This window comes from Promicromonospora sp. MEB111 (genome assembly GCF_030209445.1).
GTDB lineage: Bacteria > Actinomycetota > Actinomycetes > Actinomycetales > Cellulomonadaceae > Promicromonospora.
Window position 1 is genome coordinate 341,625 of the sequence record NZ_JARVSD010000016.1, and the last position, 26,148, is coordinate 367,772.

Annotated in this window: 20 protein-coding genes; 12 read left to right on the top strand and 8 right to left on the bottom strand. The window is 68.9% G+C overall.

The genetic code is table 11. The features are described from left to right. Positions 1–61 precede the first annotated feature (61 nt). The gene (locus QRN56_RS20740; RefSeq protein ID WP_285106408.1) at positions 62–664 is read left to right on the top strand and encodes a type 1 glutamine amidotransferase domain-containing protein; all 603 of its coding nucleotides are present in this window, start codon (positions 62–64) and stop codon (positions 662–664) included. Continuing rightward, on the top strand, positions 657–1,607 hold the full coding sequence (locus QRN56_RS20745) for an SDR family NAD(P)-dependent oxidoreductase (protein ID WP_285106410.1): 951 nt from the start codon (positions 657–659) through the stop codon (positions 1,605–1,607). The genes QRN56_RS20740 and QRN56_RS20745 overlap by 8 nt, the downstream gene beginning before the upstream one ends. A gap of 161 nt (positions 1,608–1,768) precedes the next feature. On the opposite strand, the gene QRN56_RS20750 is transcribed toward QRN56_RS20745, so the two are convergent. Beyond that, positions 1,769–2,728: an alpha/beta hydrolase gene (locus QRN56_RS20750; protein WP_285106412.1), complete on the bottom strand. Its 960-nt coding sequence runs from the start codon at positions 2,726–2,728 to the stop codon at positions 1,769–1,771. A 153-nt stretch (positions 2,729–2,881) separates the two neighbouring features. On the opposite strand from QRN56_RS20750, the gene QRN56_RS20755 reads away from it, so the two are divergent. Continuing rightward, positions 2,882–5,635, top strand: coding sequence for a helix-turn-helix transcriptional regulator (locus QRN56_RS20755; RefSeq protein WP_285106414.1), 2,754 nt, complete (start codon positions 2,882–2,884; stop codon positions 5,633–5,635). Between the two features lie 34 nt (positions 5,636–5,669). Continuing rightward, complete coding sequence (locus tag QRN56_RS20760) at positions 5,670–6,353, top strand: GntR family transcriptional regulator (protein WP_285106416.1); 684 nt, start codon at positions 5,670–5,672, stop codon at positions 6,351–6,353. Between the two features lie 178 nt (positions 6,354–6,531). Here QRN56_RS20760 and QRN56_RS20765 read toward each other — a convergent pair whose 3' ends face one another. Together QRN56_RS20765 and QRN56_RS20770 are read right to left on the bottom strand one after the other, a co-directional pair. After that, a complete protein-coding gene (locus tag QRN56_RS20765; protein ID WP_285106417.1) occupies positions 6,532–7,857 on the bottom strand; it encodes an FtsX-like permease family protein in 1,326 nt (441 codons plus the stop codon). Beyond that, on the bottom strand, positions 7,854–8,606 hold the full coding sequence (locus QRN56_RS20770; protein ID WP_285106419.1) for an ABC transporter ATP-binding protein: 753 nt from the start codon (positions 8,604–8,606) through the stop codon (positions 7,854–7,856). Before QRN56_RS20770 ends, QRN56_RS20765 begins: the two co-directional genes overlap by 4 nt. A 385-nt stretch (positions 8,607–8,991) precedes the next feature. Between QRN56_RS20770 and QRN56_RS20775 the strand changes: the two genes are divergently transcribed. After that, entirely contained in the window at positions 8,992–9,645 is a 654-nt protein-coding gene (locus QRN56_RS20775; protein WP_285106420.1) for a DNA-3-methyladenine glycosylase family protein, read from the top strand. 122 nt (positions 9,646–9,767) lie between these two features. Here the strand turns inward: QRN56_RS20775 and QRN56_RS20780 are convergent, their stop codons facing one another. Next, the gene (locus QRN56_RS20780; RefSeq protein ID WP_285106421.1) at positions 9,768–10,553 is read right to left on the bottom strand and encodes an SDR family NAD(P)-dependent oxidoreductase; all 786 of its coding nucleotides are present in this window, start codon (positions 10,551–10,553) and stop codon (positions 9,768–9,770) included. A 547-nt stretch (positions 10,554–11,100) separates the two neighbouring features. On the opposite strand from QRN56_RS20780, the gene QRN56_RS20785 reads away from it, so the two are divergent. The 5 genes from QRN56_RS20785 (at position 11,101) to QRN56_RS20805 (ending at position 16,183) form a co-directional block, all read left to right on the top strand. Further along, positions 11,101–12,174 carry an alkaline phosphatase family protein gene (locus QRN56_RS20785; protein WP_285106485.1) on the top strand — a complete coding sequence of 358 codons (1,074 nt, stop codon included), beginning with the start codon at positions 11,101–11,103 and terminating at the stop codon, positions 12,172–12,174. Positions 12,175–12,178: 4 nt separating this feature from the next. Next, a complete protein-coding gene (locus QRN56_RS20790; protein ID WP_285106423.1) occupies positions 12,179–13,774 on the top strand; it encodes a RecQ family ATP-dependent DNA helicase in 1,596 nt (531 codons plus the stop codon). 232 nt (positions 13,775–14,006) lie between these two features. Next, positions 14,007–14,372, top strand: a complete 366-nt coding sequence (locus QRN56_RS20795; RefSeq protein WP_285106424.1) for a nuclear transport factor 2 family protein — start codon at positions 14,007–14,009, stop codon at positions 14,370–14,372. A 78-nt stretch (positions 14,373–14,450) separates the two neighbouring features. After that, positions 14,451–14,921 (top strand): nuclear transport factor 2 family protein, encoded by a 471-nt coding sequence (locus QRN56_RS20800; protein ID WP_285106425.1) that lies wholly within the window; start codon positions 14,451–14,453, stop codon positions 14,919–14,921. A 443-nt stretch (positions 14,922–15,364) separates the two neighbouring features. Then, positions 15,365–16,183 (top strand): NAD(P)H-binding protein, encoded by an 819-nt coding sequence (locus QRN56_RS20805; protein ID WP_285106487.1) that lies wholly within the window; start codon positions 15,365–15,367, stop codon positions 16,181–16,183. Between the two features lie 387 nt (positions 16,184–16,570). Here the strand turns inward: QRN56_RS20805 and QRN56_RS20810 are convergent, their stop codons facing one another. Beyond that, complete coding sequence (locus QRN56_RS20810; protein ID WP_285106426.1) at positions 16,571–17,830, bottom strand: MFS transporter; 1,260 nt, start codon at positions 17,828–17,830, stop codon at positions 16,571–16,573. Positions 17,831–17,933: 103 nt separating this feature from the next. Here QRN56_RS20810 and QRN56_RS20815 point away from each other — a divergent pair, with 103 nt between their 5' ends. Further along, complete coding sequence (locus tag QRN56_RS20815; protein ID WP_285106427.1) at positions 17,934–19,556, top strand: DUF5597 domain-containing protein; 1,623 nt, start codon at positions 17,934–17,936, stop codon at positions 19,554–19,556. Positions 19,557–19,621: 65 nt separating this feature from the next. On the opposite strand, the gene QRN56_RS20820 is transcribed toward QRN56_RS20815, so the two are convergent. Both QRN56_RS20820 and QRN56_RS20825 read right to left on the bottom strand, forming a co-directional pair. Beyond that, complete coding sequence (locus tag QRN56_RS20820) at positions 19,622–20,251, bottom strand: TetR/AcrR family transcriptional regulator (protein ID WP_285106429.1); 630 nt, start codon at positions 20,249–20,251, stop codon at positions 19,622–19,624. A 352-nt stretch (positions 20,252–20,603) separates the two neighbouring features. After that, positions 20,604–21,050: a serine integrase family protein gene (locus tag QRN56_RS20825; protein ID WP_285106430.1), complete on the bottom strand. Its 447-nt coding sequence runs from the start codon at positions 21,048–21,050 to the stop codon at positions 20,604–20,606. Between the two features lie 286 nt (positions 21,051–21,336). Here QRN56_RS20825 and QRN56_RS20830 point away from each other — a divergent pair, with 286 nt between their 5' ends. After that, positions 21,337–22,665, top strand: coding sequence for a hypothetical protein (locus QRN56_RS20830; RefSeq protein WP_285106432.1), 1,329 nt, complete (start codon positions 21,337–21,339; stop codon positions 22,663–22,665). A 491-nt stretch (positions 22,666–23,156) separates the two neighbouring features. Here the strand turns inward: QRN56_RS20830 and QRN56_RS20835 are convergent, their stop codons facing one another. Further along, positions 23,157–26,009 carry an ATP-binding protein gene (locus tag QRN56_RS20835; protein WP_285106433.1) on the bottom strand — a complete coding sequence of 951 codons (2,853 nt, stop codon included), beginning with the start codon at positions 26,007–26,009 and terminating at the stop codon, positions 23,157–23,159. Positions 26,010–26,148: the final 139 nt, after the last annotated feature.

Sequence of the window (26,148 nt, forward strand, 5' to 3'; positions counted from 1 at the left end):
GATACTCATCGAACGTTCATTCCGGGGTGAGGGACTCAGCCCTCAGAAGGAGACAAGAGAGATGCCCACCACAACCAACATCCACGTCCCGGACAACCGCGCGGCGATCCGTGCGGAGGTCGAGCCCAAGGGGCGCATCGCGATCCTGACCGCGGACCGGGTCGAAGACATCGAGTTCTTCTACCCGTACTACCGCTTCACCGAGGAGGGGTACGACGTCGACGTGCTCACGCCCGCTGGTGACGAGGTGAACGGGTACAAGGGCCTGGCCCTGAAGACTGGCGTCACACGGATCGACGACGCCACCGCCTCCGACTACGACGCACTGTTCATCCCGGGTGGCCTCGCTCCGTCCGAGGTGCGAGAGATCCCGGAGGCGCTGAAGTTCGTCAACGACTTCGCTGATACAGGCCGTCTGATCGGAGCCGTCTGCCACGGCCCGCAGATCCTGATCTCGGCGGGCCTGGCGACCGGTCGACGTATGACGTCGTGGCGTGACGTGGCCCCTGAGGTTCGCGAGGCGGGCGCGGAGTATGTCGACGAGCCCGTGGTCGAAGACGGCCAGTACATCACCTCGCGCAAGCCCGGCGACATGCCCCGCGAGCTGGCCCGGTTCCTGGAGCGTCTCGCGGACGCGAAGGACACGGGAGCACACCATGAGTGAGCTATTGCAGACTCCATTCGGTGCCAGCGCGACTGCCGATGACGTACTCACCGACGTCGACCTGGCTGGCAAGCGCTTCGTCGTCACCGGTGGCGCATCAGGAATCGGCGCGCAGACCACGCTCGCTCTGGCACGCCGGGGAGGGGAGGTCACGATCGGCGTGCGGGATCCTGGGGCGGCGCGGACGTGGCTGGCATCGGTGGGACCCGTAGCTGGTCAGATCAACGTCGCTTACCTGGACCTTGCCGATCTGAACAGTGTCGAGCAGTTCACGGCCGGGTGGAGCGGCGCACTGGACGGGTTGATCGGCAACGCCGGCATCATGGCACTTCCGCGGCGACAGGTCAGTGCCGCAGGCTGGGAGATGCAGCTGGCCACGAACTATCTCGGTCACTTCAAGACCGCTCAGGGCCTGCACGTCCCGCTGGCACGGGCGGGCGGTCGCGTGGTGCTGGTGAGTTCCGCGGCGCACCTGCGCGCCGGCGTCGACTTCACCGACCCCCAGTACGAACGGCGTGACTACGACCGATGGAACGCCTACTCCCAGTCCAAGTCCGCGGACGTGCTCCTGACGGTAGGCATATCACGCCGATGGGACGGCGACGGCATCACCGCCAACGCTCTGATGCCAGGTTGGATCACCACCCGGCTGCAGCGGCACCTTGACGATGACACGCTTCGGGCGATGGGAGCGATGGACGACGAGGGCAACCGCATTGACCAGTCCTACTTCAAGTCCACAGCCCAAGGCGCTGCTACGTCGGTGCTCTTGGCTGCATCGCCGCTCACAGCCGATGTCACCGGAAAGTACTTCGAGGACAACCAGGAGGCACCTGTCGTCGAGACGGGCGAGGGGCACGCTACTGGTGTTGCTCGCCATGCGATCGACCCGGCGAATGCGGACCGACTCTGGGAGCTCGGCGCCAGCGCACTTGCTCGATGACATGGAGAACGGCGCGGGGCGCCGGGTGGCGCACCACGCCGTTCCGTTCTTCACGCTGACCGCCGACTGGCACCATCGTCGACAGTCCTGATCGCGCAAGGTGCGGCTCCGCTCACGCCCCCTGCGCGCTAGGGACCGACGCACGATGGGCGTTCCTGCGACTACTGGAAGGCGTCGCGCAGGGATGCGGTGGCCAGCCAGATGGCGTGCTTGGCCGACTCGGTGTCGTGCAACGAGTTCACCATCGCGAAGTCGTGCACGATCCCGCCGAAACGCGCGTTCGCGGCCTTGACGCCGGCTTCCCGCAGTCGCGCAGCGAACGCCTCGCCCTCGTCGCGCAGGACGTCGGCGCCCGCGGTGATGATCAGCGTGTCGGGAAGTCCGGCCAGTTCCTCAAGGCTCGCCCGCAGCGGTGATGCGGTGCTCTCGGCGCGCTGCGACTCGTCGGTCGTGTACTGGTCCCAGAACCACTTCATACCCTCGCGGCTGAGGAAGTAGCCGACCTCGAACTCCTCGTAGGACTCGGTGTCGAACGCCGCGTTCGTCACCGGGTAGAACAGCACCTGCTTCAGGAACCGGACATCGCCGCGCGACTTCGCAAGAAGGCCCAGCGCGATCGCCATGTTGCCGCCCACGGAGTCACCGGACACCGCGATCCTGGTGGTGTCCAGGCCCTTGTCGCCGCCAGCGCTCGTCACCCACTGGGCAGCCGCGTACGACTGCTCGATCGCGATGGGGTACGCCGCCTCCGGCGACCGGTCGTACTCCGGGAACACGACCGCAGCGTGGGACCCGATCGCGAGGTCACGCACGAGGCGGTCGTGCGTGTGAGCGTTGCCGAACACCCAGCCGGCGCCGTGGACGTACAGGATCACCGGCAGGTCGCCGTCGGCGCCGACGGGCTTTACGATGCGAAGTCGCACGCTGCCGGTCGGCCCGCCGGTGATCTCGACCCACTCTTCGTCGACGTCCGGCTTCTCGATCGGGGTGTCCTGCACCGAGTCGACGACCTTGCGGCCCTCCTCCGGCGGGAGCTCGTACAGGAACGGCGGGGCCGACGTAGCGTCGACGAAGGCCTGAGCGGCCGGCTCGAGAGCGACGCCCTTGGGGTTTCCAGGCATGGTCCGTCTCCAAACTCGTGACTTCCCTGGCTCCTTGCCAGTCCTCACACTGTGATCGAGACGCTGGGCGCAGGGCATCCGTGGCGTGACGTAGATCGGGGGGCGAAGTGTCTAGTGTCGACACTTTGCCTGCGGGGCGCTTAGTCTGGCGGCGTGTCAGAACGGCCCACACTCGCCCACGACATGGTCGGGCGAACGAACGAACTGAGTCGGCTGAGCAGTTTGGTCGATAGGTCAGATGAAGCCGGGACGTCCCTGCTCATCCAGGGGGACGCCGGGATCGGCAAGTCCGCGCTTCTGCGAGCCGCGGTTGCAGAAGCAGGGCGATCTGGTTATCGGGTGCTGCGTTGCACCGGGCTGCAGGACGCGTCCCCGGTTGGGTTTGGCGCGCTCCACGAGCTGTTGCACCCGCTGCTCACCGATCACCTGCCCGCACTGCCGGCCCGCCAGCGAGAGGCGATCGCCACCGTGTTCTCGCTGGCCGACGGCCCGGCGCCAGACCGGCTCCTTGTGGGAGTAGCCACGCTGGGGCTGCTCGAGGAGGCCGCCGTGCGGCAGCCCCTGTTCCTCGCCGTGGAAGATCTGCACTGGATCGATGACGCCACCGCGCACACCCTCGCCTTCGTCAGCCTGCGGCTGGAGGGAGCCCCGGTGTTGATGGTCGCGACGAGCCGCCCGTCGTGGGGAGCTGCGCCCGAACTCGTGATGCCGGTCGAGACGATGTGGGTGGCGCCACTGGATGAAGGTCCAGCGGCAGAACTCCTGGCTCGGAACGCAGCCGGCCTCCCTGCCGCTGCGCGCAGACGCATACTGCGAGAAGCAGCCGGTAATCCCCTCGCGCTGAGCGAGCTGTCCGCTGCTCTGCTCGCGCAAACAAATCAGGCAGAGCTGGGTTCGGCGCTGCCGACCACCAGCGCGCTGGAGCGCGCGTTTCTTGCCCAGGCCGCCGGACTCAACCCGAGCAGTCGCCGTCTGCTGCTGCTCGCCGCGGCGGCGGACGACGCACCCATGGTGGACATCCTTGAGGCGGCGAAGGCCGTCGGCCTGGGGCTCGACGACCTCGCCCCGTTGGAAGACCGTGGGCTGCTCCGCGTTGTTGACGGCCGGCCGCAGTTCCGGCATCCGCTGCTGCGGGCTTCGGTCCTGGGGTCCGCATCGACGGCGAGCCTGCAGGGCATGCACGCCGCACTCGCCCATTCGATCCGTGACCCGGCCCGGGCGGTCTGGCACCAGGCAGCTGCCACCTTCGAACGAGACGACACAGTGGCCGAGGCGATGGAGGACGCCGCTCGCCGTGCTCGTTCGAAGGGTGCGCTGAGCGAGTCTGCTGCCGGCTATCAGCGGGCTGCGGCCCTCTCGGGGCAGGTGGCAGATCGTGCAAGACGCCTGTCTTGCGCCGCTGATGCGGCCCGGGCGGCAGGTATGGGTGAGGAAGCGCTGGAGATCCTGAACGAGGCGGACCAGATCGCCACGGAGCCGCAGACGCTCGCCGAACTCGCCACCACACGCATCGCACTCAGCCTGACCACGGGACTGGGCGGTCATCCTCGTGCCGATTGGACGGCGATCACTTCTCGACTACCGGGCGCGGAGAACGCTGCCCGGCGAGTCCAGATCCTGTGGGGCGCAGCTCTGAACGCTCGAGGACGCAACCTCCCCCCGGAGGACTGGCGCCGGCTGGAAGCGCAGATCCGGGCAGTCGACACCGACAGCCCGCTCAAGCCGGTCGCGCTCGCCCTCCTGGCGCCCCTCGGTCAGGTCGAAGAGGACATCCGGGCTCAGCTGCCCCGGTTGGTCTCCGAACTGCGGCACTTCCCGCTCGGTATGGTCTCGCTCGCGATCGCCGCCGAGTCGTTGCAGGACCTCGAGACCGCCCTGACGTGCTGGGGCCTGAGCCGTGAACTGTTCCACGAACGAGGAGCACCGGCAGACGAGGCGCAGGCCCTGCGCGGCCGAGCGTCGCTCCTCCTGCTCCGCGGCCGGATCCGCGAGGGTCTGGCCGACGCCGAGTTCGCTGGCCGCATGGCACGCGACACGACCCAGCCGCTCATCGAGACCATGTGCGTGGCAACCGTGGCGCGTGCCTATGCCATCCTGGGCGAGCCCGCCGCCATGAACGACGCGCTGGCACGCCTGCGCGAGATCGCAACCGCCAACCCACTCGCCATGGCCAACGCGGAATCCCGGTGGGCGACCGGAATCGTAGCGCTCGCCCACAACCACTACCGCGACGCACTCATCGAGTTCACCCACATGAGCGTGCACCCCACCCGAGCCCTGTGGGCCATCGCCGACCGCACAGAGGCCGCGGTTCGAGCAGACCGGGTCGACACCATACGGGAGAACGTGACCGCCGCCGACCAGGCCTCGCGCGCCTACCGCTCTGCCTTCCTCACCTCGCTCGTCGGGCGGAGCAAAGCACTGATCGCCGAGGCCGACGGCGACGCGGTGGCCGTCGAGGAGCATTTCCGCGGCGCAGTCCGCGCCGGCGAGCTCAGCGAGTCGCCGTTCGAGCTGGCGCGCACCCACCTGCTCTTCGGGGAGTGGCTCCGGCGAGAGCGACGCCCGGTCGACGCACGCCCTCACCTGAAGAACGCACTGACCGTGTTCGACGCGGTCGGGGCCAAGATGCTCGCCGACCGCGCGGCGTCAGAGGCGCGAGCCGCCGGCGAAGTGCTCCCCCGACCCGACCAGGGTTCGTGGCCGGCGGTTACCGTCCTGACACCGCAAGAGCTACAGGTCGCACTGTTGGCAGCGCGCGGGATGACCAATAAAGAGATCGCCGACCGCATCTACCTCTCGCACCGCACCGTCAGCACTCACCTCTACAAGGCCTTTCCCAAGCTCGGAATCGCCAGCCGTGCGCAGCTCCGTGACGCATTGACCAACGCCGGCCATACGATCTAGGACATCGCACACCAGAACAGGAGAAGCCCAAGTCATGGCAGGCAGCGCCAACGATGGGGTCATCGACAGCAGACCGATCGCCGATCAGGTGCACACGATCATCCGCGAGCGCATCCTGTCCGGGCAGCTGGCGGGCGGGGCGCCGGTGAAGGACTCGGTTCTCGCCACGGAGCTCGGTGTAAGTCGTGCGCCGGTTCGTCAAGCACTCGATCGGCTGGCGCTGAGCGGACTGGTCATCAAGCTGCCGAACAAGCCCTGTCGAGTCGTGAGCATCGACCGTGAGTCGCTGTCCGAGCTGCAGCTCCTGCGGTTCGCCGACGAGTCCGCGGCCATCTACTTTCTCGTGGCGAACCACAGTGATCTCTCGCCGCTGCAGGACAGACTCGAGGCCATCGATCATGCGTCGGAGTCGGGACGGTGGACGCAGATCGCGCAGGCCGACCTTGCGTTTCACCGGGAGGTGGTCGCGCTCACTGGCCTTCCGCGCCTCATCAGTCGGATCGATGACATCTTCGACCAGGTGCGCACGTGGCTCAACAGCACCGACCCTCCCGAGCTCATCGTCTCCACCCAGTTGCAACGGCACGTCGAGCTCACCGAGCTCCTCCTCGAAGCTCAACGCACCCGAGACCCCCGGCCAGCGATCACTGCCTGGGAAGCGCATATCCTCGGTGATCGCCGCGAACAGCTTGCCAGCCTTCGGGCCACGGCAAGATGACCTCCGTGCTCAACGAAGTTCACTGGCCTGGACCAGGCGAACAGCTCCGCCGCCGCTCCTGCAACGTGCGGAACTGCTTGCGGGTAGTTGCTGAGCAACACCTGGTGGGCTGAAACGGTGGTTCAGCGCTACGCCGCGCAGCGAACCAGTACGGCGCCTGGCGGGCCTGGCCGTCTGGTCAGCCTGCCAGGATCACCGCCAGGGTCCGGTCCGACCGCCGCGTGATGGTCGCCACTGTCGTGGCCAAAGCCAGCACGAGGCAAACCCCGACGAGGAGCCCCGCGACGCCCCAGGCCAACTCGGGCGCCACACGCACACCTGCGCCCGCGAGCAGCAGGCTCGTGCCGCCGCTGACGACGGTCGCGATCACCGTGGCGAGCAGCGCGGCGGAGACGACCAGGATCAGTGTCTCGAACAGCGCGACGCGGGTGGAAAAGGCCCGTCCCGCTCCCGCGACGGTGAGCAGCGCACGGTCCCGTTCACGCACGCGGCTCGCCATCAGGAGCCCGGCAGCGGCGCCCGTGACCGCCAGCACGGTGGGGCCGCCGAGCAGGATCGCGAGCGGTCGAGGGTCCCCGGACCCGCCGCCGGTCGCGGCTGCGACCGTCTGCTGCCCGGCCAGGAAGGTCCAAGGCAGTCCGATCGCGACGAGGAAGGCGGTGATCGCGGCGCTGCTGCGGTAGGGGTCGTCGACGACTGCCGCACGAGCGAGCGCCCACGAGAGCGAGAGCCGGTCCGGTACCAGCCGGGTCCACGACCGGACGAAGCCCGGCGCGAACAGAGCAGAGGTCACGCTCGTGGCGGCGACCAGCACCGGACCGATCAGCACGGCCTGCGCGGCACCGGTTGCGAGGGACCGCGGAATAGCGAGCATCATAGAAACGGCAACCGCGGTCAGAGATACCCCGACCGCGACGCGGCTCCAGGTGCGGACATCGTGTCGGCGCGAGCGTCGCAGCAGCGCGAGCGGCGCGGTCTGCGACGCCCGCCGGACCAGCGGGACCGCTGCGACGACGGCGACAAGTACCGCGCACGCCGCAGCGAGCGCAGCCGATACCCAGGACAAGGTGGGCCGAGTGGTGTCGAGGCCGCTCGAACCGTGCAGCAGAAACCGCACGACAGCAGGACACACTGCTACGGCTGCGGCCGTCCCGACCGCGGTGGCCAGCACCGCCACGATGGCAACCTCGACGAGGAGCAGACGGGCCGTCTGGGCAGGCACCATCCCCACGAGCGCCCAGAGCGCAAGCCTCTGCCGGCGCAGCTCGATCACGGTGCGTACCGCCGACGCCAGAACTGCCAGCACGCTGACGAGTGTCAGGACGATGACGGTGCCGGTGATTGCCAGCAGCGCGAGCCTTTCGGTGGCCTGCAAGCGCCATGCCGTCTCAATCAGGGTCGCGGGGATGCCCGCTGCCAGTCCTGCCGCGACAAGGACGCCGAAAGTGCCGGTCCATACGCGGCGGTCCTCGACAAGGTCCGACCAAAGGAGTGCGACGGTCATGCCGCCGCCGCGACGGCGTCGAGGAGTTGCTCCGGAGTCGGTTCGGCCAGCTCTTGGTGGACCGTGCCGTCGCGGAGCACGATGCCTCGGTCCGATCGGGCGGCCGACTCCAGGTCGTGGGTCACCATCAGCACGGCACTGCCCGCATCGCTGACCGAACGCAACAGGTCCAGGACTCGGCGCCCCGAGGCGGCGTCCAACGCCCCGGTTGGTTCGTCGGCGAAGACGATAGCTGGCTTGACCAGCAACGTCCGGGCGATCGCCACGCGCTGCTGCTGCCCGCCGGACATTGAGCCCGGCCGGGAGTCGGCGAGTGCCTCGAGCTCGACTGACCGCAGCGCCGCGGTGATCTCCTGCCTGGCCGGGTGACGGCCCGCGAGCCGCGCCGGCAGTGCCACGTTCTGCGCGGCAGTCAGCGATGGGATGAGGTTGTACGACTGGAAGATGAAGCCGACGCGTCTGCGTCGCAGAACGGCCAGCCGGCGCGGAGACAGAGCGCCAATGTCGACGCCGTCGATCGTGACCAGGCCGGAAGAGGGCCGTTCGAGTCCTGCGAGACAGTAGAGCAGCGTTGACTTGCCTGATCCGCTGGGCCCGACGATGCTCACCATCTCGCCCGCACGGACACTGACCGACACGCTGTGGAGAATCTCGACTTCCCCACCCTGGGACGCCGCGGGGAAGGTCTTTCGGACGTCGCTCGCTGTCAGCACGGCGTGCATGTCGGAATCCAGTCGTTCTTTGGCCATGGTCCAGGAGGATTCCGGATCTGCGACGGGCAGGCATCCGTCCGATGACGTATCTGACACGGTCAGTGTGGGTATCGAGCACCCTCGTTGACGAGGGAGCACCGCGTTGCAGGACGTCACGTCTGCCCAGCGCCGGCTGATGGCGGGCAGTAACGACCTTCGGTTGCGCGATTTCCCCCGGACTCGTTCTGCTGTGGCGCCCACCGGAGTCTCCTGCTGTGCAACCTCAGGAGGAAGTTTGGACATCGTGATCGACCGCGATCTCTTCCTCACCGTCTGACGCCGGCGATCTCCAGACATCAGATGCCGCCGGACCCCAGAGGAGCACCTCAGGCACCGCCGATCATCTCGCTGACTCGTCCCGACCCCGCGTACCGTCTCGGGTATGACTCCGGAGGAACACCTGCGGCAGGTCGACCCGATTCTCGGACAGGTCATGGACGAGATCGCCCGCGGTGGCGCCGGCGCGCCGCCCGGGCTGCCGCCTGATCCGGAGTCCTTGCGCGATCCGGACATCCCCAAGGACGGCTATGGCGTACTTGTCCGCGCGATCGTGAGCCAGAACATCTCGGGCTACGCGTCGCGGTCGATCTTCCGCAAGCTGAAGGAGCGGCACGGTGATCGCCTGCCGACGCCGCAGGAGCTGCTCACAGAGGATCCCGAGGAACTGCGCACGGGAGCTGGCCTGTCCCACGGGAAGATGACGTCGCTGCGCTCGCTCGCCGAGTGCATGCTCTCCGGTGCTCTCGACCTCGACCGGCTGCAGGAGCTGCCCGACGACGAGGTCATCGCGAAGCTCGACGTGGTCAAGGGCATCGGCATCTGGACCGCCGACATGTTCCTGGTCTTCCATCTCCGCCGCCCGGACGTGCTGCCCGTGGGTGACCTGGAACTACGCCGGGTCGTCGCCAAGGTCTACGGCCTGCCGAAAGCGCCTACCCCCGCCGAGCTCACACGCATCGCCGAGGCGTGGCGGCCATACCGGACGCTCGCGTGCTTATACCTCTGGCAGCTGGCGGAACAAGCCCCTCGCTTGTGAGGCGCGCTCCCGAACCTCGGCTCTCCCCCAGCGGTCTGGCACCCGTACCCCGGCTCACGCGCCGGGCGCGACCTCCGCACCTTCCAGTTAGGTCACGAACTCACGTCTGGTTCCTGGATGGGTCAGAGCGTCTCGGGCAGGCCGCCGTCGACCGCGTAGTTGCTGCCCGTGACGTTGGCGGTCCGGGGACTGGCCAGCAGCACCGCTAAGTCCGCCACCTCGCGTGGGGTCGTGAACCTTCCGGTCGGGATCCCGGCAACAGCGTCGGCCGCGACTGCGGCGGGGTCCTTGCCGGTCGCCTGCGCGACGGTCTCGGCCACGCCGTCGTGCCCCAGCCACAGACCGGTTTCCACCGGCCCTGGGCTGATGGTGTTCGCGCGCACACCGCGGGGTCCGAACTCCTTGGAGATCGACTTGGAGAAGTTCGACAGTGCCGCCTTGGCCGCGCTGTAGTCGATCACCGAAGGGTCTGGCAGGACCGCGTTGACCGAGCTGATCGTCACGATGCTCGATGCCGGACGCTTCATGAGCTCAGGCAGGGCCGCACGGGTAGCACGGACTGCGGACATCAGGTTGAGGCTCAGCGCCCAGTTCCAGTCGGCGTCGCTGACCTCCAGGAAACCACTGGTTCGAGGCCGCACCCCGCCGACGTTGTTGACCAGGATGTCGAGCTGACCGAACCGTTCTACGGCCGCCTCCACCATCGCCGTCGGACCGTCCTCTGCCGTGACATCGACCAGGAAGGGCGTCACGCCCGTCGCAGCCAGCGCTTCCAGCTCGGGGGTCAGGGTCCGGGCGACCGCAACGATCTTCGCGCCCTCCCGCGCGAGACCGTCCACGATGGCCAGCCCGATTCCCCGGCTGGCACCCGTGACGATGGCAACCTTGTCGTTCAACCCGAGGTCCATGGCGTCATTCCTCTCGTTCGTGCACGCACTTGCCCCGAAAGAACCGGGACCTGACGACCTGGGAGTTCACGGACGCGTCCGGTGTGGGGTTTGGTAACAGGAACTTCTCTGATTCCGTCAACCGGACCAGGCGCCGGCTCGTGCTCGTGTCCGGGAAACCCCATTGCCCAGTGCCGGGCCCCTACCCCGTGTCCGGGCCATCGTTTGTGCCTGCGCCTCCTGCTCGTGCTGAGCATAGGCCGACCCGCAGCCCGGGGCTTGTAGTCCTTCAGGCTCGATTCATCAGGAGCCGGGCCGCATCGCTGGGGAGCGATCCAAGAACCACGAGCATTCTCTGGACAGCGGACCGGCGTGGGGCCGCCGCCCGCAAGGTCTGGCGGCAGGACGGCGAGAATCACCCGCACACCATCGACGAGTACTGGATGGCTGATGCTGGGACGACGCACTGGTCAGGCGCCTTGGGATCAGTTTGCTTCAGACTGGTGGTGAGGAGAAGGGACGTCGCGTGCACACACTGGCTGAGGTGGGACCGGCTGTGCTGGCGGGGATGGGGGTTCCTGGGGGCGCCAACGGGCTCGGGCTGCCGGGAGCACGGAAGGTGTGCCTGCTGGTGGTGGACGGGCTGGGGTGGGAACTGCTGCGGGCACATACTCGGGACGCGCCGTTCCTGGCGTCCTTGATGCAGGCGCCGATCGCCTCGGGGTTTCCCTCGACGACTGCGACGAGTCTCGCGTCGCTCGGGACCGGGCGGCTGTCGGGAGAGCACGGCGTGGTCGGGTACACGTTCGCTGTCGACGGCGAACTGCTCAACGCGTTGGGATGGCACAGGCAGGGAGAAGGGCTGGACCTTCGGGACCGACTCGTGCCTGAGAAGGTGCAGCCGGAGCGGACCGTGTTCGAGCGGGCCGTCGAGGCCGGGGTGCCGGTGCAGCTGGTAACGCCACGGGAGATCGAGGCGAGCGGCCTGACCCGCGCCGTACTGCGAGGTGGCCAGGTGCGAGGGGTGCACGCACTGGGTGACCTGATCAGCCAGGTGCTGCACGCGCTGCGGGAGCACGACCGGATCCTTTGCTACGCCTACCACGCGGATCTCGACGGCCTCGGTCACGGCTACGGCCCGGGCAGCGACGCGTGGTGTTACCAGCTGAGCGTGATCGACCACGTCGCGGCGACGATCGCGAACGGGCTTCCGCCCGACGCGATGCTGGTCATCACCGCCGATCACGGGATGGTCACCGCGGGCGAGCAGGATCGGATCGACTTCGACACCGAGCCCGACCTCCGGGACGGCGTGAGGATGCTCGGCGGCGAGGGCCGCGTGCGCTACCTGTACGTCGAGGCCGGAGCGGTGGACGAGGTCGTCGACAACTGGCGTGGAGTGCTCGGCGACCGGGCCCAGGTGCTGCGGCGGCAGCAGGCGATCGACCAGGGCTGGTTCGGGCCGCGCGTCGCCGACCGGGTGTTGCCCCGCATCGGCGACGTCGTGGTGGCGGCGCAGGGATCGTCGGTCGTGGTCCGGTCGAAGGCCGAGGCGCGGCTGAGCCGGTTCGTCGGTCATCACGGTTCGCTGAGTGACGCGGAACGGCTCGTCCCTCTGCTGGTCGCGGCGAACGGGAGCTGACACGATGCAGGACATCGCGGCGCTCGCGCGCGAGCGATTGGGGTACGACGCGTTGCGGCCCGGGCAGGCTGAAGCGGTCGGGGCGGTGCTCGACGGGCAGGACACGCTGGCGGTGCTGGCCACAGGGACGGGCAAGACCGCGATCTACCAGCTTGCCGGGCTGGCCTTGGGCGGCCTGACCGTTGTGGTCAGTCCCCTGGTCGCCCTACAGCGGGATCAGGTGCGGGTGCTGTCCACGGGTGGCCTTGAGGCCACGGAGCTGAACTCTGGCGACCGCGCCGGACAGCACCAGGCGCGCGAGATGCTGGTGGAACGCCGTCCAGGATTTGTCCTGATGTCACCGGAGCAGCTCACCCATGCGGACGTACTCGAACTGCTCGCCGACTCCCGGCCGCACCTCGTGGCGGTCGACGAGGCTCACCTGGTCAGCGAATGGGGACAAGACTTCCGGCCCGACTACCTGCGGCTGCCAGCCGCGATCCAGGCGATGGGCCGGCCGCCGCTCCTCGCGCTGACCGCTACAGCTGCGCCGCCGGTCCGCGACGAAATCGTCCACCGCCTGCAGATGCGATCACCCGCCGTCGTGGTCGGTGGGTTCGACCGGCCCAACCTCAATCTCGCGGTGCACACCTTCGCCGACGAGGAGACCAAGAACCGGCGCCTGCTGAGCCACGTCCGGTCATCGCGCGGACCGGGTGTCGTCTACGTGGCGACCCACCGTCACGCGGAGGAACTGGCCGCAGAGCTCCGGCTCGCCGAGGTATCTGCACAGGCCTACCACGCGGGCCTTTCAGCAAAGGAGCGCCGCGAGGTCCAGGACGGCTTCCTCGCCGACCGGCACCGCGTCGTCGTGGCGACCGTTGCCTTCGGCATGGGGATCGACAAGCCCGGCATCCGCTGGGTCAGTCACGCCGAAGCGCCGGGCTCCGTCGACGCCTACTACCAGGAGATCGGCCGCGCAGGACGCGACGGCGAACCGGCCCACATCGAGCTGTTCTACCGTCACGCCAATCTCGGGATCAACCGGTTCTTCGCCTCGGGCGGGGTCCGCGACGAGGACCTCCACGCGGTCGCCAGCGCGATCGACGAGCACCACCCCGCGGACGTCGCCGAGCTCGCCGCGGTCAGCCTGCTCAGCCCGGCCACCGTCGAACGCGCGCTGGGCCGGCTGACCGACGCACGGGCAGTCACCGCCACGCACCGCTTCCAGCTCACCGCGCGTACCGATGTCGACAAGGCGGTCGCGGCGGCGTCGGCGGTCGAGCACGACCGGCGAGAAGTCGCCCGCTCCCGGGTGGAGATGGTCGCGGCGTATGCCGAGCACGGCGGCTGCCGGCGCGAGTTCCTGCTCAGCTACTTCGGTGAACGGTACGAGGGTCCGTGCGGCAACTGCGACAACGACCTGTCCGGCCGGACGGCCGTGCCGGTCGCCGATCAGCCGTTCCCAGTCGGCAGCCGCGTCAAGCACCGTACCTTCGGCCCCGGCGTGGTCGAGCGGTACGACGGGACGACCGTGACGGTCCTGTTCGACCGGGTCGGCTACAAGGAGCTGCGGACCGCGCTCATGACGCACAACCATCTGCTCGAACCCGAAGGATGATCGCCGAGAAGGTGCCGTGCCATGTCACGCACAGAGTCCGACACGCCTGATCGCACGAGGCCCGTCTACCGGCGTTCGTCGCCTGCAGGACCAGTCAGCGCGCCGCGGCAGGACTGACACAGAACTGTGGGCATACGTCAGTTGACTGATCTTCGAGCCGCTGCATTGCCCCCGTGCGGCGTGGGTGCGACTCTTCCCGTGAATCCGTTCCAGTCGAAAGCAGGTCACCACCATGGCAACTGTGTCTGAACTTCTCGAGGCGAACCTCTTCCAGGTGTTCGGCAATCGCGATGCGGCCAGCCGGCGAGCTGCGATCGAGCGCACTTACGCCACGGAGGTCAGCTTCACCGACCCGGAGGAAGTCGTCCATGGCTGGGATGCGCTGGAGGCCAAGGCGGCGGAAATCCTGCAGCAGGCTCCGGAAGCGTTCGTTTTCGCGGCCGACGGCCGCAAGTACGTAGGCGACGGGATCGGGGCGTTGCCATGGGCCTTCGGGCCAGAGGGCGCCCCGGTCATCCACGGGGTCGACGTGATCACGGTGCGGGACGGCGTCATCCAGACCGTTGCGACGTTCTTCGGCGAGGGCGAGCAGCCGTAACGGCACTCCGCCACCGATGCAGCAGCGGCCGTGAACGAACCGCGTCGTGCGCGGCGCGCCCCACGAGAAGGGAAGTCTGTGATCGACACCGTCCAGCGGCTTCAGGACCGCATCGCCATCCGCGAGCTCGTCGACACGTATGCTCGTGGGGCCGACCGCCGTGACGCCCGCTTGGAAGCGTCCGTGTTCGTGGACGACGGCCGTGTCATCCTCTTTAACGGCGACCCAGCCCACAACGACCCGCTGGACGAGATTGAAGGGCGCGATCGTCTGGCGGAGACGTTCGCCAGCCTCATCAGGCAGTATGAGGCGACGACGTACCTCAACGGCCAATCAACCGTCAGCTTCGTCGGCGACGACGAAGCTGACGGCGAGACGTACTGCATCGCGTTCCACATCCTCAATGATCAGGGCGAAACGTTCCTGGTGACCATGTCGATCCGCTATCTCGACCGCTTCGTGCGAACGAGCGACGGGTGGAGAATCGCGACACGGCGACTCATCTTCGACTGGACCGACACGAGGCCTTCGAAGCCATCGATCACCTGACATCGTGAAGCACTCGCCGCGAGGGCTCAAACATGACACCACCCGCCATGTCCGGCTCATCGCAAACCTGGCGCACGACGGGCCCTCCCTCATCTCTGGATCGGGGTGCGTCAGAGATCTAACCTCCAGGTGCTCCCATCCGGAAGGACCGCACCGCTACCGCCGCGGGCACGGTGAACATCCCTCCAGCAGTGGGACGGCACACGGAGCACCTTCGGCGGTGCCACTGTTACCGGCAGCAAGGACGACCGGATCCCCAACCCGCGCGAGTACCAGACCGCCGCACCGCTCTACGACTGGCGCGGAGCCTGGCGCCGGGAGTGGGAGGACCCAGGGCAGGTCCCGGTACTTCGAAATTCCGTGGCCTGGTGTGCTCGTCACGGTGTTGTCTGGCGTCACCGACCATTGACGAGCCGCGTCGTCCTGATCATGGGGTGATCGAAATGATCGTCGTCTCCGCAGCGTCCGGCGCCTTCGGACGGCTGGTCCTGTCCGAACTGCTCACCCGTGTCCCCGCCGGGCAGCTGGTGGCCGCCGTCCGCGACCCGGGCACGGTCGCGGACCTCGCCGCACGTGGCATCGAGGTACGTCGTGGTGACTACGACCAACCCGAAAGCCTGCGCACCGCCTTCCGCGGCGCGGACCGGCTCCTGCTGATCTCCTCCCCCGCGCTGGACACCGACCGGCGGACGGCGCAGCACCTGGCCGCGATCGACGCAGCCACCGGCGCGGGGGTCCGCACGATCGCGTACACCAGCTTCCTCGGGGCGGACCGCGGTGGCGACGGCATGAACGCCGCCCACCACAGCACCGAGCAAACGGTCGTGGAGAGCGGGCTCGACTACACGATCCTGCGTCACCCGTTCTACTCCGACGCCTTCATCAACGCCGGGCTGCGCACGGCCGTGGCATCCGGAACGCTCGTGAGTGCGTCGGGAGGGCGGGGACTGAACACCGCCTCCCGGGCGGATCTGGCCGCCGCCGCGGCCATAGCTCTGACCGACGACACCCACGTCGGCCGCGCCTACGACCTGGCCGGGCCGTTGTGGACCTACCCACAGCTCGCCGACGCACTCACGGCCGCCACAGGCAGACCGGTGGCGCATCACGACGCGGATGACACCTCAGGCCCGATGGGTTTCCTGATGGCGTTGGCGCGAGGCGGCGCTCTGGAACGGCAGACCGATGATCTGCGCCATGTGCTCGGCCGCCCGCCGACGAGCCTGGAGCAGGCCGTCGCGTACGCGCTCGACCCAGCGTGACCACGCGGACCGGCTCGTCGACACCGTCGTCCCGGTGGCCGCGGTCCTGGTCCTGTGCGACCCGGTGATCCCCATCCCGGTCAGCCTGACCGCCGCAATCCTCGCGGTCGTGGTCGTCGTCCTGGTCAGGCACCCACCACTGAGCACGCACACCCCGTCACCACCGCGCTGAGGCGCGAGCCCGGACACCGACGGCAACGGGCTCGCGACGGCGACCGGTCGGGCGCGCTGACGGAGCGAACAGGGCGGTCGTGTCCCGCCGGGTCTCCGGGACAGCTGTCACGTCGAACCAGGGCGCGCCAGTCTCGTTCGGGACTGGCGGCCTGGGTCGGCTGCCATTTGTGGGTGAGGTCGCCGCACGCACGCAGGTTCTACGTCGCCGGGTGTTCAGCGTGCGCGCTGGATCGGCTTGAGGACGACGGCGGAGACGAGCGCGAGGATGATCGCGATGATGAAGACGGGCTGGTAGCCGAGGCTGGAGACGAGGACGCCCGCGATGACGGGTGCGAGCACCTGGGGCAGCGTGTTCGCGATATTGAGGATGCCGAGGTCCTTGGCGTGCTCCTCCGCGCTGGGCAGCACCTCCGCGAGCAGAGCCTGGTCCACCGCGATGTAGATGCCGTAGGCGAAGCCGCCGATGGCCAGGAACGCGTAGAACGAGCTGACCTGCGCCGACATGACGAGCGGGAGCGCGGCAAGGGCGAAGATGACCGAGGCGGTCATGACGATGGCCTTGCGCCGGCCGAGGCGGTCGGACAACGGGCCGGACAGCAGGGTCGCCGCGCCGGACGCGATGGCCATGATCACGCCACCGGTGGCGATCACGGTGCCGGCACGTTCCACGCTCAGGCCGATGTAGTCGGTGAGCAGATAGAGCTGGTACAGCAGGATCATCATGAACGACAGCAGCAGGAGGAAGCGACCCGCCAGGGCCAGCAGGAAGTCACGGTCCCTCGGCGGGACGAACGAGCGCAGCAGGGCCCGCACGGACAGCGGGGCGCGCGGCTCGTCGCGGTTGTCGCGCTCGGGAGACAGCACGACGAACACGATCATGACCACGACGACCAGCCAGGGCAGCCAGCGCAGGCCCTCGCGCGGGGCGGTCACGAGTGCGCCCGCGACGACGCCTCCGAGACTCTGAGCGACGAGCTGACCAGCACCGATCAGGGCCGAGGCCTTGCCGAGGTTGTGCTGTGCCACCCGGTCGGGCAGTACCGCGAAGAGCGGCGCCAGGACGACCGCCAGGCCGATCTGCACGACCATCCACAGGATGACGAGGACCGGGAAGCTGCTGGTCAGCGACATGAGCGTCGAGGCGATCGCGAGCAGGAAAGCCCCCGTGGCGATCCAGGGGTTGCGTCTGCCGAACCGAGACCGGCTGCGGTCGGAGAGCGTGCCGAACACGATCGTGGCGATCATGCTCGTCAGCGATCCGGCCGCGGCGAGCGTCGCGTAGAGCGCGACCTTGCGCACGGGGTCCAGGTCGGTCATCAGGGCCTGGACGAGGGTGCCGGCCGCTGCGAACGGAAGCATCCAGCCGGCGTGGGCCAGGAAAAGCAGGGGGCCGAGGCGCCCGAGCTTGCGGGGCAGTGTCGGTCCGGCGGAAGGCGTCGTCGCGGACAGCACGGTGTCGGGTTGGGTGGTCACAGGGTGCTCCTTTGCATTGACCGGGGCTTGCCGTCGCAGCGTAGAACACAAACCCGTACACCTGCTACATTTTCGAGAACATTCGCGAGAGGAAGGCGCAAAGATGCCCGCAGTGCCCGTCGCAGCCGAGGCCACGAGCCGCACAGCCACCAGCCCGTCCCTGAGGTACGACGCCGGCGTCGCCCAGCTCGTCGTGGACGGGCGGCTCTATCTGGTCCGTGGAGGAGAGGTGCACAACTCCGCCGCCTCGACACCTGAGGCGGCCAGGTCGTCCTTCGCGGCGGCAGCAGCGGTCGGCGTGAACACGGTTCTCGCGCCCGTGCCGTGGGACGCCTTCGAACCGGTCGAGGGGCAATTCGATCCGGCGGTCGTGGACATGCTCGTGGCCGCGGCCCGCGAGGCCGGGTTGCGGCTGATCCTGCTGTGGTTCGGGGCATACAAGAACGGCGCATCGTCGTATGCGCCCGCGTGGGTCAAGACCGACCCCGATCGATTCCCGCGATGCCTCGACGAGGAGGGGGCGCGGACTGGCACCCTCTCACCGTTCAGCGCGGCCACGCGGGAGGCGGACGCCCACGCCTTCGCCGCGATGGTCCAGCGCGTCGAGGAGATCGACGCGCAGGACAGGACGGTGCTGATGGTCCAGGTGGAGAACGAGCCCGGGCTGCTGGGCCACTCGCGTGACCACGACCCGCACGCCGAGGAGCTGTTCGCCGCCGCGCCTCCGGCGGACGTACTGGAGGCGGCCGGGATCACCGCGCCACAGCCCGGCTGGACCTCGGCGTTCGGCGACGGGCTCGACGCGGACGAGCACTTCATGGCATGGGGCTTCGCCACCTACATCGACGCGGTCGCGCGGGCCGGCCGCGCCCACACCACCCTGCCGTTCTTCACGAACACCTGGCTCGACAGCGAGATCGACCTGCCCGGTTCCGCGCTCGCCGGTGGGCAGCGCCCCGGCACCTACCCCAGCGGCGGACCGGTCGCGGGCATGCTGCCGCTCTGGCGGGCGCTGGCTCCGCACCTGGACCTGATCGTGCCGGACATCTACTTCGGGGACTTCTCGGAGATCTGCGCGACCTACGGTGCCGCGTCCGACGGGCTGTTCATCCCCGAGATGCGCCGGGACGCCCAGGGTGTGGGCGACGCGTTCGTCGCGGTCGGGCAGCACGGGGCGATCGGCGTCTCGCCGTTCGGCATCGACTCGATCACGGAACCGGAGGCCACCCACCTGCGCGACGGGTTCGAGCTGCTCGCCGCCGTCGACCCCGACCTCCACCCAGGGCACGAGCGCCGTGGGTTCCACATCCCGCCGTCAACCGACTCCGACGCGCACGTCGACCTCCGCTTCGGTGGCGTCCGGCTGCGGGCGACACGACTCGTCCCCTTCGGCGAGGTCGCAGCTCCCGCCCAGGGCGCGTTCGGCGTCGTGATCCGCCTGAGCGCGACACGGTTCCTGGCCGCCGGTCGCGGATTCACTCTCACGTTCCACGACCCGGCCGGCGTGCGTCAGATCGGGCTGCTGTCGGTGCTCGAGCACCCGCGCTCACCTTCACACGACGACGGCGAGCGGCCGGTGCTGCGCCGTCTCAACGGGGACGAGACGGCGGGCGGGACCGCGTGGTTCCACCCGGCGCTCGCGCAGCAACAGTCCGAGGTCTTCCCGATCCCGATGTCCCTACAGCACAGTGGAGTGTCGACCTGCGAGGTGTACTGGCTCGACTGACCGGCCCGCAGCGCAACCGGGCGACAGCGGCGACCGGGCCACGACACGACCGGGTCGCCGCACGCTCAGTGCGGCGGCTCGGACCGGCGCGCCTGATCGGCCAGCGCCGCAACCCCGCCGTCCAGCTCGGCGACCAGGTCGAAGTCCGGCCGCAACAACCACTGCAGCTGCAGGCCGTCCCACAGGGCGACGATCCGCCGCGCCAGCACCCGGGCGGTGCCCGGGGCCAAGTCGAGACTCTCGTCCACCGCGATCCAGTCGGTCATGCCATCCACAACGCGCTGGTACCGCGCGACGAACCACTCGTGGGCCGGGTGCTCGGCCGCGGACGCCTCGGAGCTCAGCACCGCGAGCAGCCGCAGCAGGTGGGGGTGCCCCTGTCCGTTCTCCGCGAGCCGCACGATCGTCGTCCGTACCCCGTCGCGCGCCGGGTCGAGGTCGATCTCCCGGATCCCCTCGGCGTCCGCATGGTCCAGGACCGCTTCCAGCAGCAGCTCCTTGGACGGGAAGTGGTGCATCACGCTGGTGACGCTCACACCGATGTCCTTGGCGATCTGACGAAGTGACCCGCCTGAGTAGCCGCGCTCGGCGAACACCGCCGCGGCGGCCTCGACGATCTCGCGCCGCCGCTGAGGAGTCTTCGCGTACACACCCCGGGGCCCGGCGGGTCGGGACGGGCGTACTTCGCTGACCATCCCCACAACCTATCGGCACGACGAGCACGGCGACGGGAGCGGTGGCAGGAGACGGAACAGGACGTCATCGAATCGCCAAGCTGGTGAGCAGCACCGCCATGCCCCCCAACCACCGGGACGATGCTCGAGTACGAGCTCGGCCTTCCCGTGCACCGGTCCTGTCCCGCGACTACGAGAACCGCCGGCCCGACTTCACACCTCGCGACTGGGACCAGACACCCCGAAGCGCTGGTCTGAGCCGACTCCCACCCCGCCGGAGCCTCGCCTCCCGGAGCTTCGATACCGCGCGTTCAACAACCCTCGACTGCGCGCTCCCGGATCAATGTGCCGGAACTGCAGGGTTTACAACATGTCAGAAGGGACAGCAGTATCCGGCCTGCACAGGCGAGTGCTGCCGGACCACGGCCGCCTCCTCGGGGATCAGGACACCACCTGGCCCGCAGTACCCGTACCGGACCGGCCCGTGCCAGGCGCCCTGCTCGGCCTCGCGGCGGGCTGCGCGCTTGATCCTGTCGGACTTGTGGCCCGACTCGTACGCCGCCACAGCGACCAACTGCCGCGCCATCAACCGCCCTTCGACCGTGTTCAGGTCCAGGCCCCCACCACGGACCGCCTCGATCCGGACCGGATGCCGCTCGACCACGGTCCTCGCCCCGGCACGGATCTGCTCCACCAGCAGCTCGTACCCGGGACGCTTGCCACCGTCGCAGGCCGAGATGTCGTTATCGACCAGTATTACGGGGTCATGAAGGCTGAGCTGCGCCGCCAGGTCCAGGCAGTCCTCTTGCCGCCGCAGCACACCCGTGCCTGCAGACCCGAACGGTCCTGCGAGATCCGCACATACGCCGCCGCCAACACCAACTGAGCCACTTCCTCCCCGGGATGCGGCTCAGGCCAGGACCACACCCAGCGCGCAACCGCCAGGGCCGCATTCCTCCACCGCGAGCTCGCGCAGGTGCTGGGCGTCTCGCGCGGCCGGAGGACGGGCCGCCCGCAACCGCGGGAACCCGCAAGAGCAGGCCCGCACGGCACACATGACGGGTGTGGGACCGCCCCGGCCCACACGTTCAGCACGGAGGACCACGATGAACACCAACGAGAACGGCGACCCCGGCGTACAGGGCAAGGACGTACCAGGCCAGGACGAGGCGTTCGAGCTGCCTGCCGCCGCGTGGCGCGCCCGGCGTCGGACCGGATGGCTCGGTGCGGCTGCCGCGGTGGCCCTCGTCGCCGTCGGGGGCGGCGGGTACCTGGCGGGCGCCGTGGGGGCCGGTGGCCCCGACGGCGTGAGCGAGAGCACGGCCGAGGCGCCGATCATGCTGAACGCCCCGGTCGGTGCGGCGGACTCGCGCGGCGCCGAGCCAGCGCCCGGACCGATGGCAGCAACGGACACGGGTATGGCGGCCGAGAGTGCCGACCAGAAGTCGTCGTACCCGTACGGCTTCTGGGGCCGCACCGTGTTCCACGCGGGTGACGGCCTGTCGACGTCGGGCTCGGAGGCCGAGGCGTTCGGCCTCGACCCCGCCGGAGTCCTGTCGGCCGAGACGGCGCGCCGTGTGGGCGACACGCTCGGTGCCTCCGGGGAGCCGCGCCAGGAGGGTGGTTCCTGGGTGGTCGGCCCGGCCGACGGCAACGGCCCGACGGTCCACGTCTACGCGGACGGCTCGGGGAGTTTCGACTTCTACGACCCGGCGCGCGACCCGTGGTCCTGCCCGGTCTCCCCGGGCACGGCCGAGCCGGGTACGACCGGCGAGGCAGGCACCGACAGCCCGGAGATCCTCCCGGCCCCGGACTGCCCGACCGTGACGCCCGACGCGGCCCCGGCCATGGGCGACGCCGTCGCCGCGCTGCGGGACGTGATGGACCGCCTCGGCGTCGACCCTGCGGGCTTCGAGCTGGAGGCGGGCGAGTCGAATGAAGGCGACCCGTGGCGCTACGTCACGGCGTGGCAGGTGGTCGAGGGGCAGCGCACGGGGCTGTCATGGAGCGCGTCGGTGTCGGCGTCCGGCATCACGAACCTGTACGGCTTCCTCGCCGAGACGATCTCGCTCGGCCAGTACCCGGTGGTGAGCGAGACCGAGGCCGTGGAGCGCCTGGGTGACCCGCGGTTCGGCGCCTCGGGCGGCATGATCGCGCAGGCGGCGGACGCCCGCACCGCACAGGAGGGTGACACGGCCAGCAGCGACATGATGCCCGCCCCGAACCCGACGGTGCCCCCCACCCCGACCCCGGGCGCCCAGATCGCCTGGCCGGTGACTGACGTGACGATCACGTCGGGCCGTCTCGGTGTGGCGCAGCAGTCCATGCCGGACGGCGCGGTGCTGCTGCTCCCGGCCTACGAGCTCCGGGACGCCGACGGCAACGTCTGGCCGGTCCTTGCGGTCGCCGATGACGTACTCGACTTCAGACGTTGAACTGCGCATTGTTGCCCTGACCTGCTAGTTCGCCCTTCGGCCGAGCGCTGCGGGGGAATCAGGGCGGCGTACCGCTCCCCGCCGAGAGGATGCAATCGAACCACGGCGGGATGTCACGGTGCCGTATGGAACGTGCCCATGGTCTGCAACGTGGCTACCGCCGACATGATCAGCTCGTCTTCGCTGCTGTCGAGCGACTACGAGGACCGCCGGCCCGACGTCACACCCGCGACTGGGACCGACCCCCGAAGCGCTGGCCTGAGCCAACAGTCACCCCGCCGGAGCCTCGCCTCCCGCACCTTCGATACCCCGCACGTACTGCGCAGGTTTCTTGTCGCGCACTGGGGACTCAAGGTTCTGGCGGCGAAGTTCTACAAGGTGAACCGTGAGAGCCTCACGCGCGCCTGTCTGCACGGCTGGACGCACCGAATGCTTCGCACACGTCGTCGGGGGCGAGTCGATCCTCGCGGCGGCGTCAGCCCAAGGACTGACTACCCGGATCTCGGCCGGGGACGGAACGATCCGAGAGCCGGAGAAAGTGCTCGGCGACCTCGCGTCTTCACGCCCCATTTGGCGTAGATATGGCGGATGTACGTGACGACTGTGTGTGGCGACAACAACAGATCGTCGGCTATCTGCTGGGTCGTGAGCCCGGCGTAGATACGCTGCGCGACCTGGTGTTCACGAGATGACAACCCCGAAGCGTCCCTGCTCGTGGATCTCAGCCGCCTGTGGACTCCTCGACTGCGCAGGGAGTGCAGGATCCTGCTTGCGTCGCGGGTCGCGCCGTGGTCGTCGAAAAGTCGCATGGCTTCTGTGAGCGCGTTCGTGGCGGCCTCTCGGTCGAGGGAGAACATCCCGGCGGCCTCCAGCACCTGAGCTGTCACGAGTGGGCGGCGCACGGTGCCGAGCAAGTCAGCTGCGGCCCTGAGGTCGGCAGACGAACGGTCCCGGATGCCACGCGTCGCGGTAGCCACGGCGCGAACCAGAGAGCTCTCGGGGTTGAGATCGGCTCGTTCCTGGGCCACGGCTGCCACGAGATCCAGCGAGGGACGCTCATCCACCCGATGACAGATGAGGGCCAGCATGATGTCGTCCGCGAAGTCTGCCGGGGTCGTCATCGACGGGCTTGCCTCGCGTAGCGACGCCAGCGCCAGGCCAGCGTGTTGGTAGGCGTCGTGTGGCCGCCCCCGGTCCATGGCTTCCAGAGCCAGGCTCCATCGGCCGGTCTTGGTGAGCCCCGCCCCGTCAGCGAGCTGCTGGATGAGTGGACGGATGGTGTCCCGGAGCTCGACGTCGCCGGTCCGCAGGGAGATTCGGTGGAGCACGACGCCGGCGGTCGCGTTGGTGAAGTCGCCGAGCCCGAGTCTCGCTGCGAGGTCCACAACTGTCTCTGCTTGTGTGCGAGCCTCTTCGAGCCGGCCAAGATCGTGGAGGATGCGTGTGCGAAGCATCATCCAGTACGCCTCGGCGATCACGTTCTTCGCCGTCCGCGTCTCGGCCAGGCCGTCCTCGGTCAGGCGAAGAGCCTCCTCGCAGTGACCGGTGCTGTTCCGCATGAACGGGAGCCACAGACCCTCCGGCAGCCATAGACCTGCGAGAGTACCTGTTCGCGCTATCCGTGCGAGAGCGTGCCGCTGCAGCTTCTCGGCCCGGTCGAAGTGGTTCTCGTAGAAGACCAGGACTGACTCGGTCGCGTCGATCGTGGCCAGCGCGAGCCCGTCCCGGTCGTCGTCGGCGACCGCTCGCCCCTGTTCCAGACTGGTGCGGGTCCCGCCGCAGTCGGCCTTGTTGGCGAAGTTGAGGGCACGGACAGCGAGCAGCTGGACCTTTGTCTCATCGGAGAGGCCCGGGATCTCCAAGGCGGCCGAGGTCTCAACGATCGCCTGTTCGAAGCTCGACTCGGTGAGCTGGCGTGCCAGAGCCAGGCCGACGCGAGCACGTGCGTCCGCGCTCAGGAGCGGCCGCAGCGTGCGGATGATCTCCATGGCGTCCTCGACGAGACCGCCGGCAAGGACGAGTGGCAGCAGGTTTGCGACCTGCTCGGCGTGGCTCCGGTTCCCGCTGGTCAGCCGCGCACCGAGAATGACGAGGTCGGCCGCGCCGCGCATGTCGATGCTGGAGAGCTGTCTCGCCGCGGCGAAGAGCAGGTCGATGGAATCGTCGTCGCCGGCCTCGACCACTGACACGATCGTTGTCGCGAGGGTGGCGACACCCTCTCCCGCACGGAGGCGACTGTGCAGCACCTCCCGTGCCATCGCGCGGCGCAGTGTGGGGGAAAGGCTGTCCCTGGCTGCCGACTGCACGGTGTCGTGGCGGAACGCGAACGAGCTGCCGCGGTCGACGATGAAGCCGAGGTCAAGAAGTTCTTGAACAGCAGGTGCCGCCTCGGTCGCGGTCCGGCCGAGGATCTCCAGTACGCCGCTGAGCGGGAAGTCTCGCCCGTAGAGAGACCCCACCTGGGCTACCCGCAGAGCGTCGTGGCTCAGGTGGCGCAGGCGGTCGCGGATCGAGGTTCCGAAGCGAGCAGGGATCGTCTCGTCGTCAACATCGACCATGCCGCGCCCTGACCGCAGCAGCCCTTCCTCCTGCAGCCCCTGCAGGAGCTCGAGGACAAGCAGCGGGAATCCTGCCGCTCGCTTCATCGCGTTCTCCACCCCAGGCCCCGGTACCCGGCCGAGGGCATCGCGCGCCATCGCGTCCACGGCCGCCGGGTCGAGGGGTTGCAGCTCGACGATCGAGCCCACGTCGGCGATCTGGGACATGAAGCGTTGATGGGCGGTGCTGTAGACCCCGGTACGGGTAGCCAGCAGCCAGCAGATCGGAACGCCCTGGAGGTCACGGATGAGGGCCGTGAGAGCTCCGAGCGAGCCCGCGTCGAGCCACTGCAGATCGTCGACGACGACGAGCACTCCCGACGGGCTGGCGGCCACTTCCAGTTTCTCGGCGATCATTCGTGTCAGCCAGTACTGGGGGGCGACGCCCTGCATGACGGATGCCAGGTCGCTCGTCGCCACGAGTGGCGGATCGGTGCGGGACACGGCCTCGATGAGGGCGCCGAGCGGCGTCATGGCGGAGTCGATGTCCGGTGCGACGACCACAGTCGGCCAGCCGCGGCCGTCCGCGAGCTCGAGGGCATGCTGGAGCAAGCGGGTCTTGCCGATGCCTGGGTCCCCGGAGAGCACGGTGACAGCGCGCTTGCCCGAAACGGCTGCCTCGAACCCGTGCTCGATCCCGTCGGCCTCGTGCCGTCGGCCGCGGATGGGCACACGGTACCGGCCGGCCCAGTTCCCAGATAACGCGTCGTGGCCGATTCGGCGCGCCCGTCCGCCGTCAGCCAGCACCCTGTCAAAGATACGGCACGGCACGCGTGCGAGTGCCCCACCGGTGACATCGCTCGCACCATCCGCGCCGGGCATGCGAGGTGAGCTCTCAGGACGGGGGATGTGGGAGCCGTCGTCGCGAAACTACTTTCCTCATGCG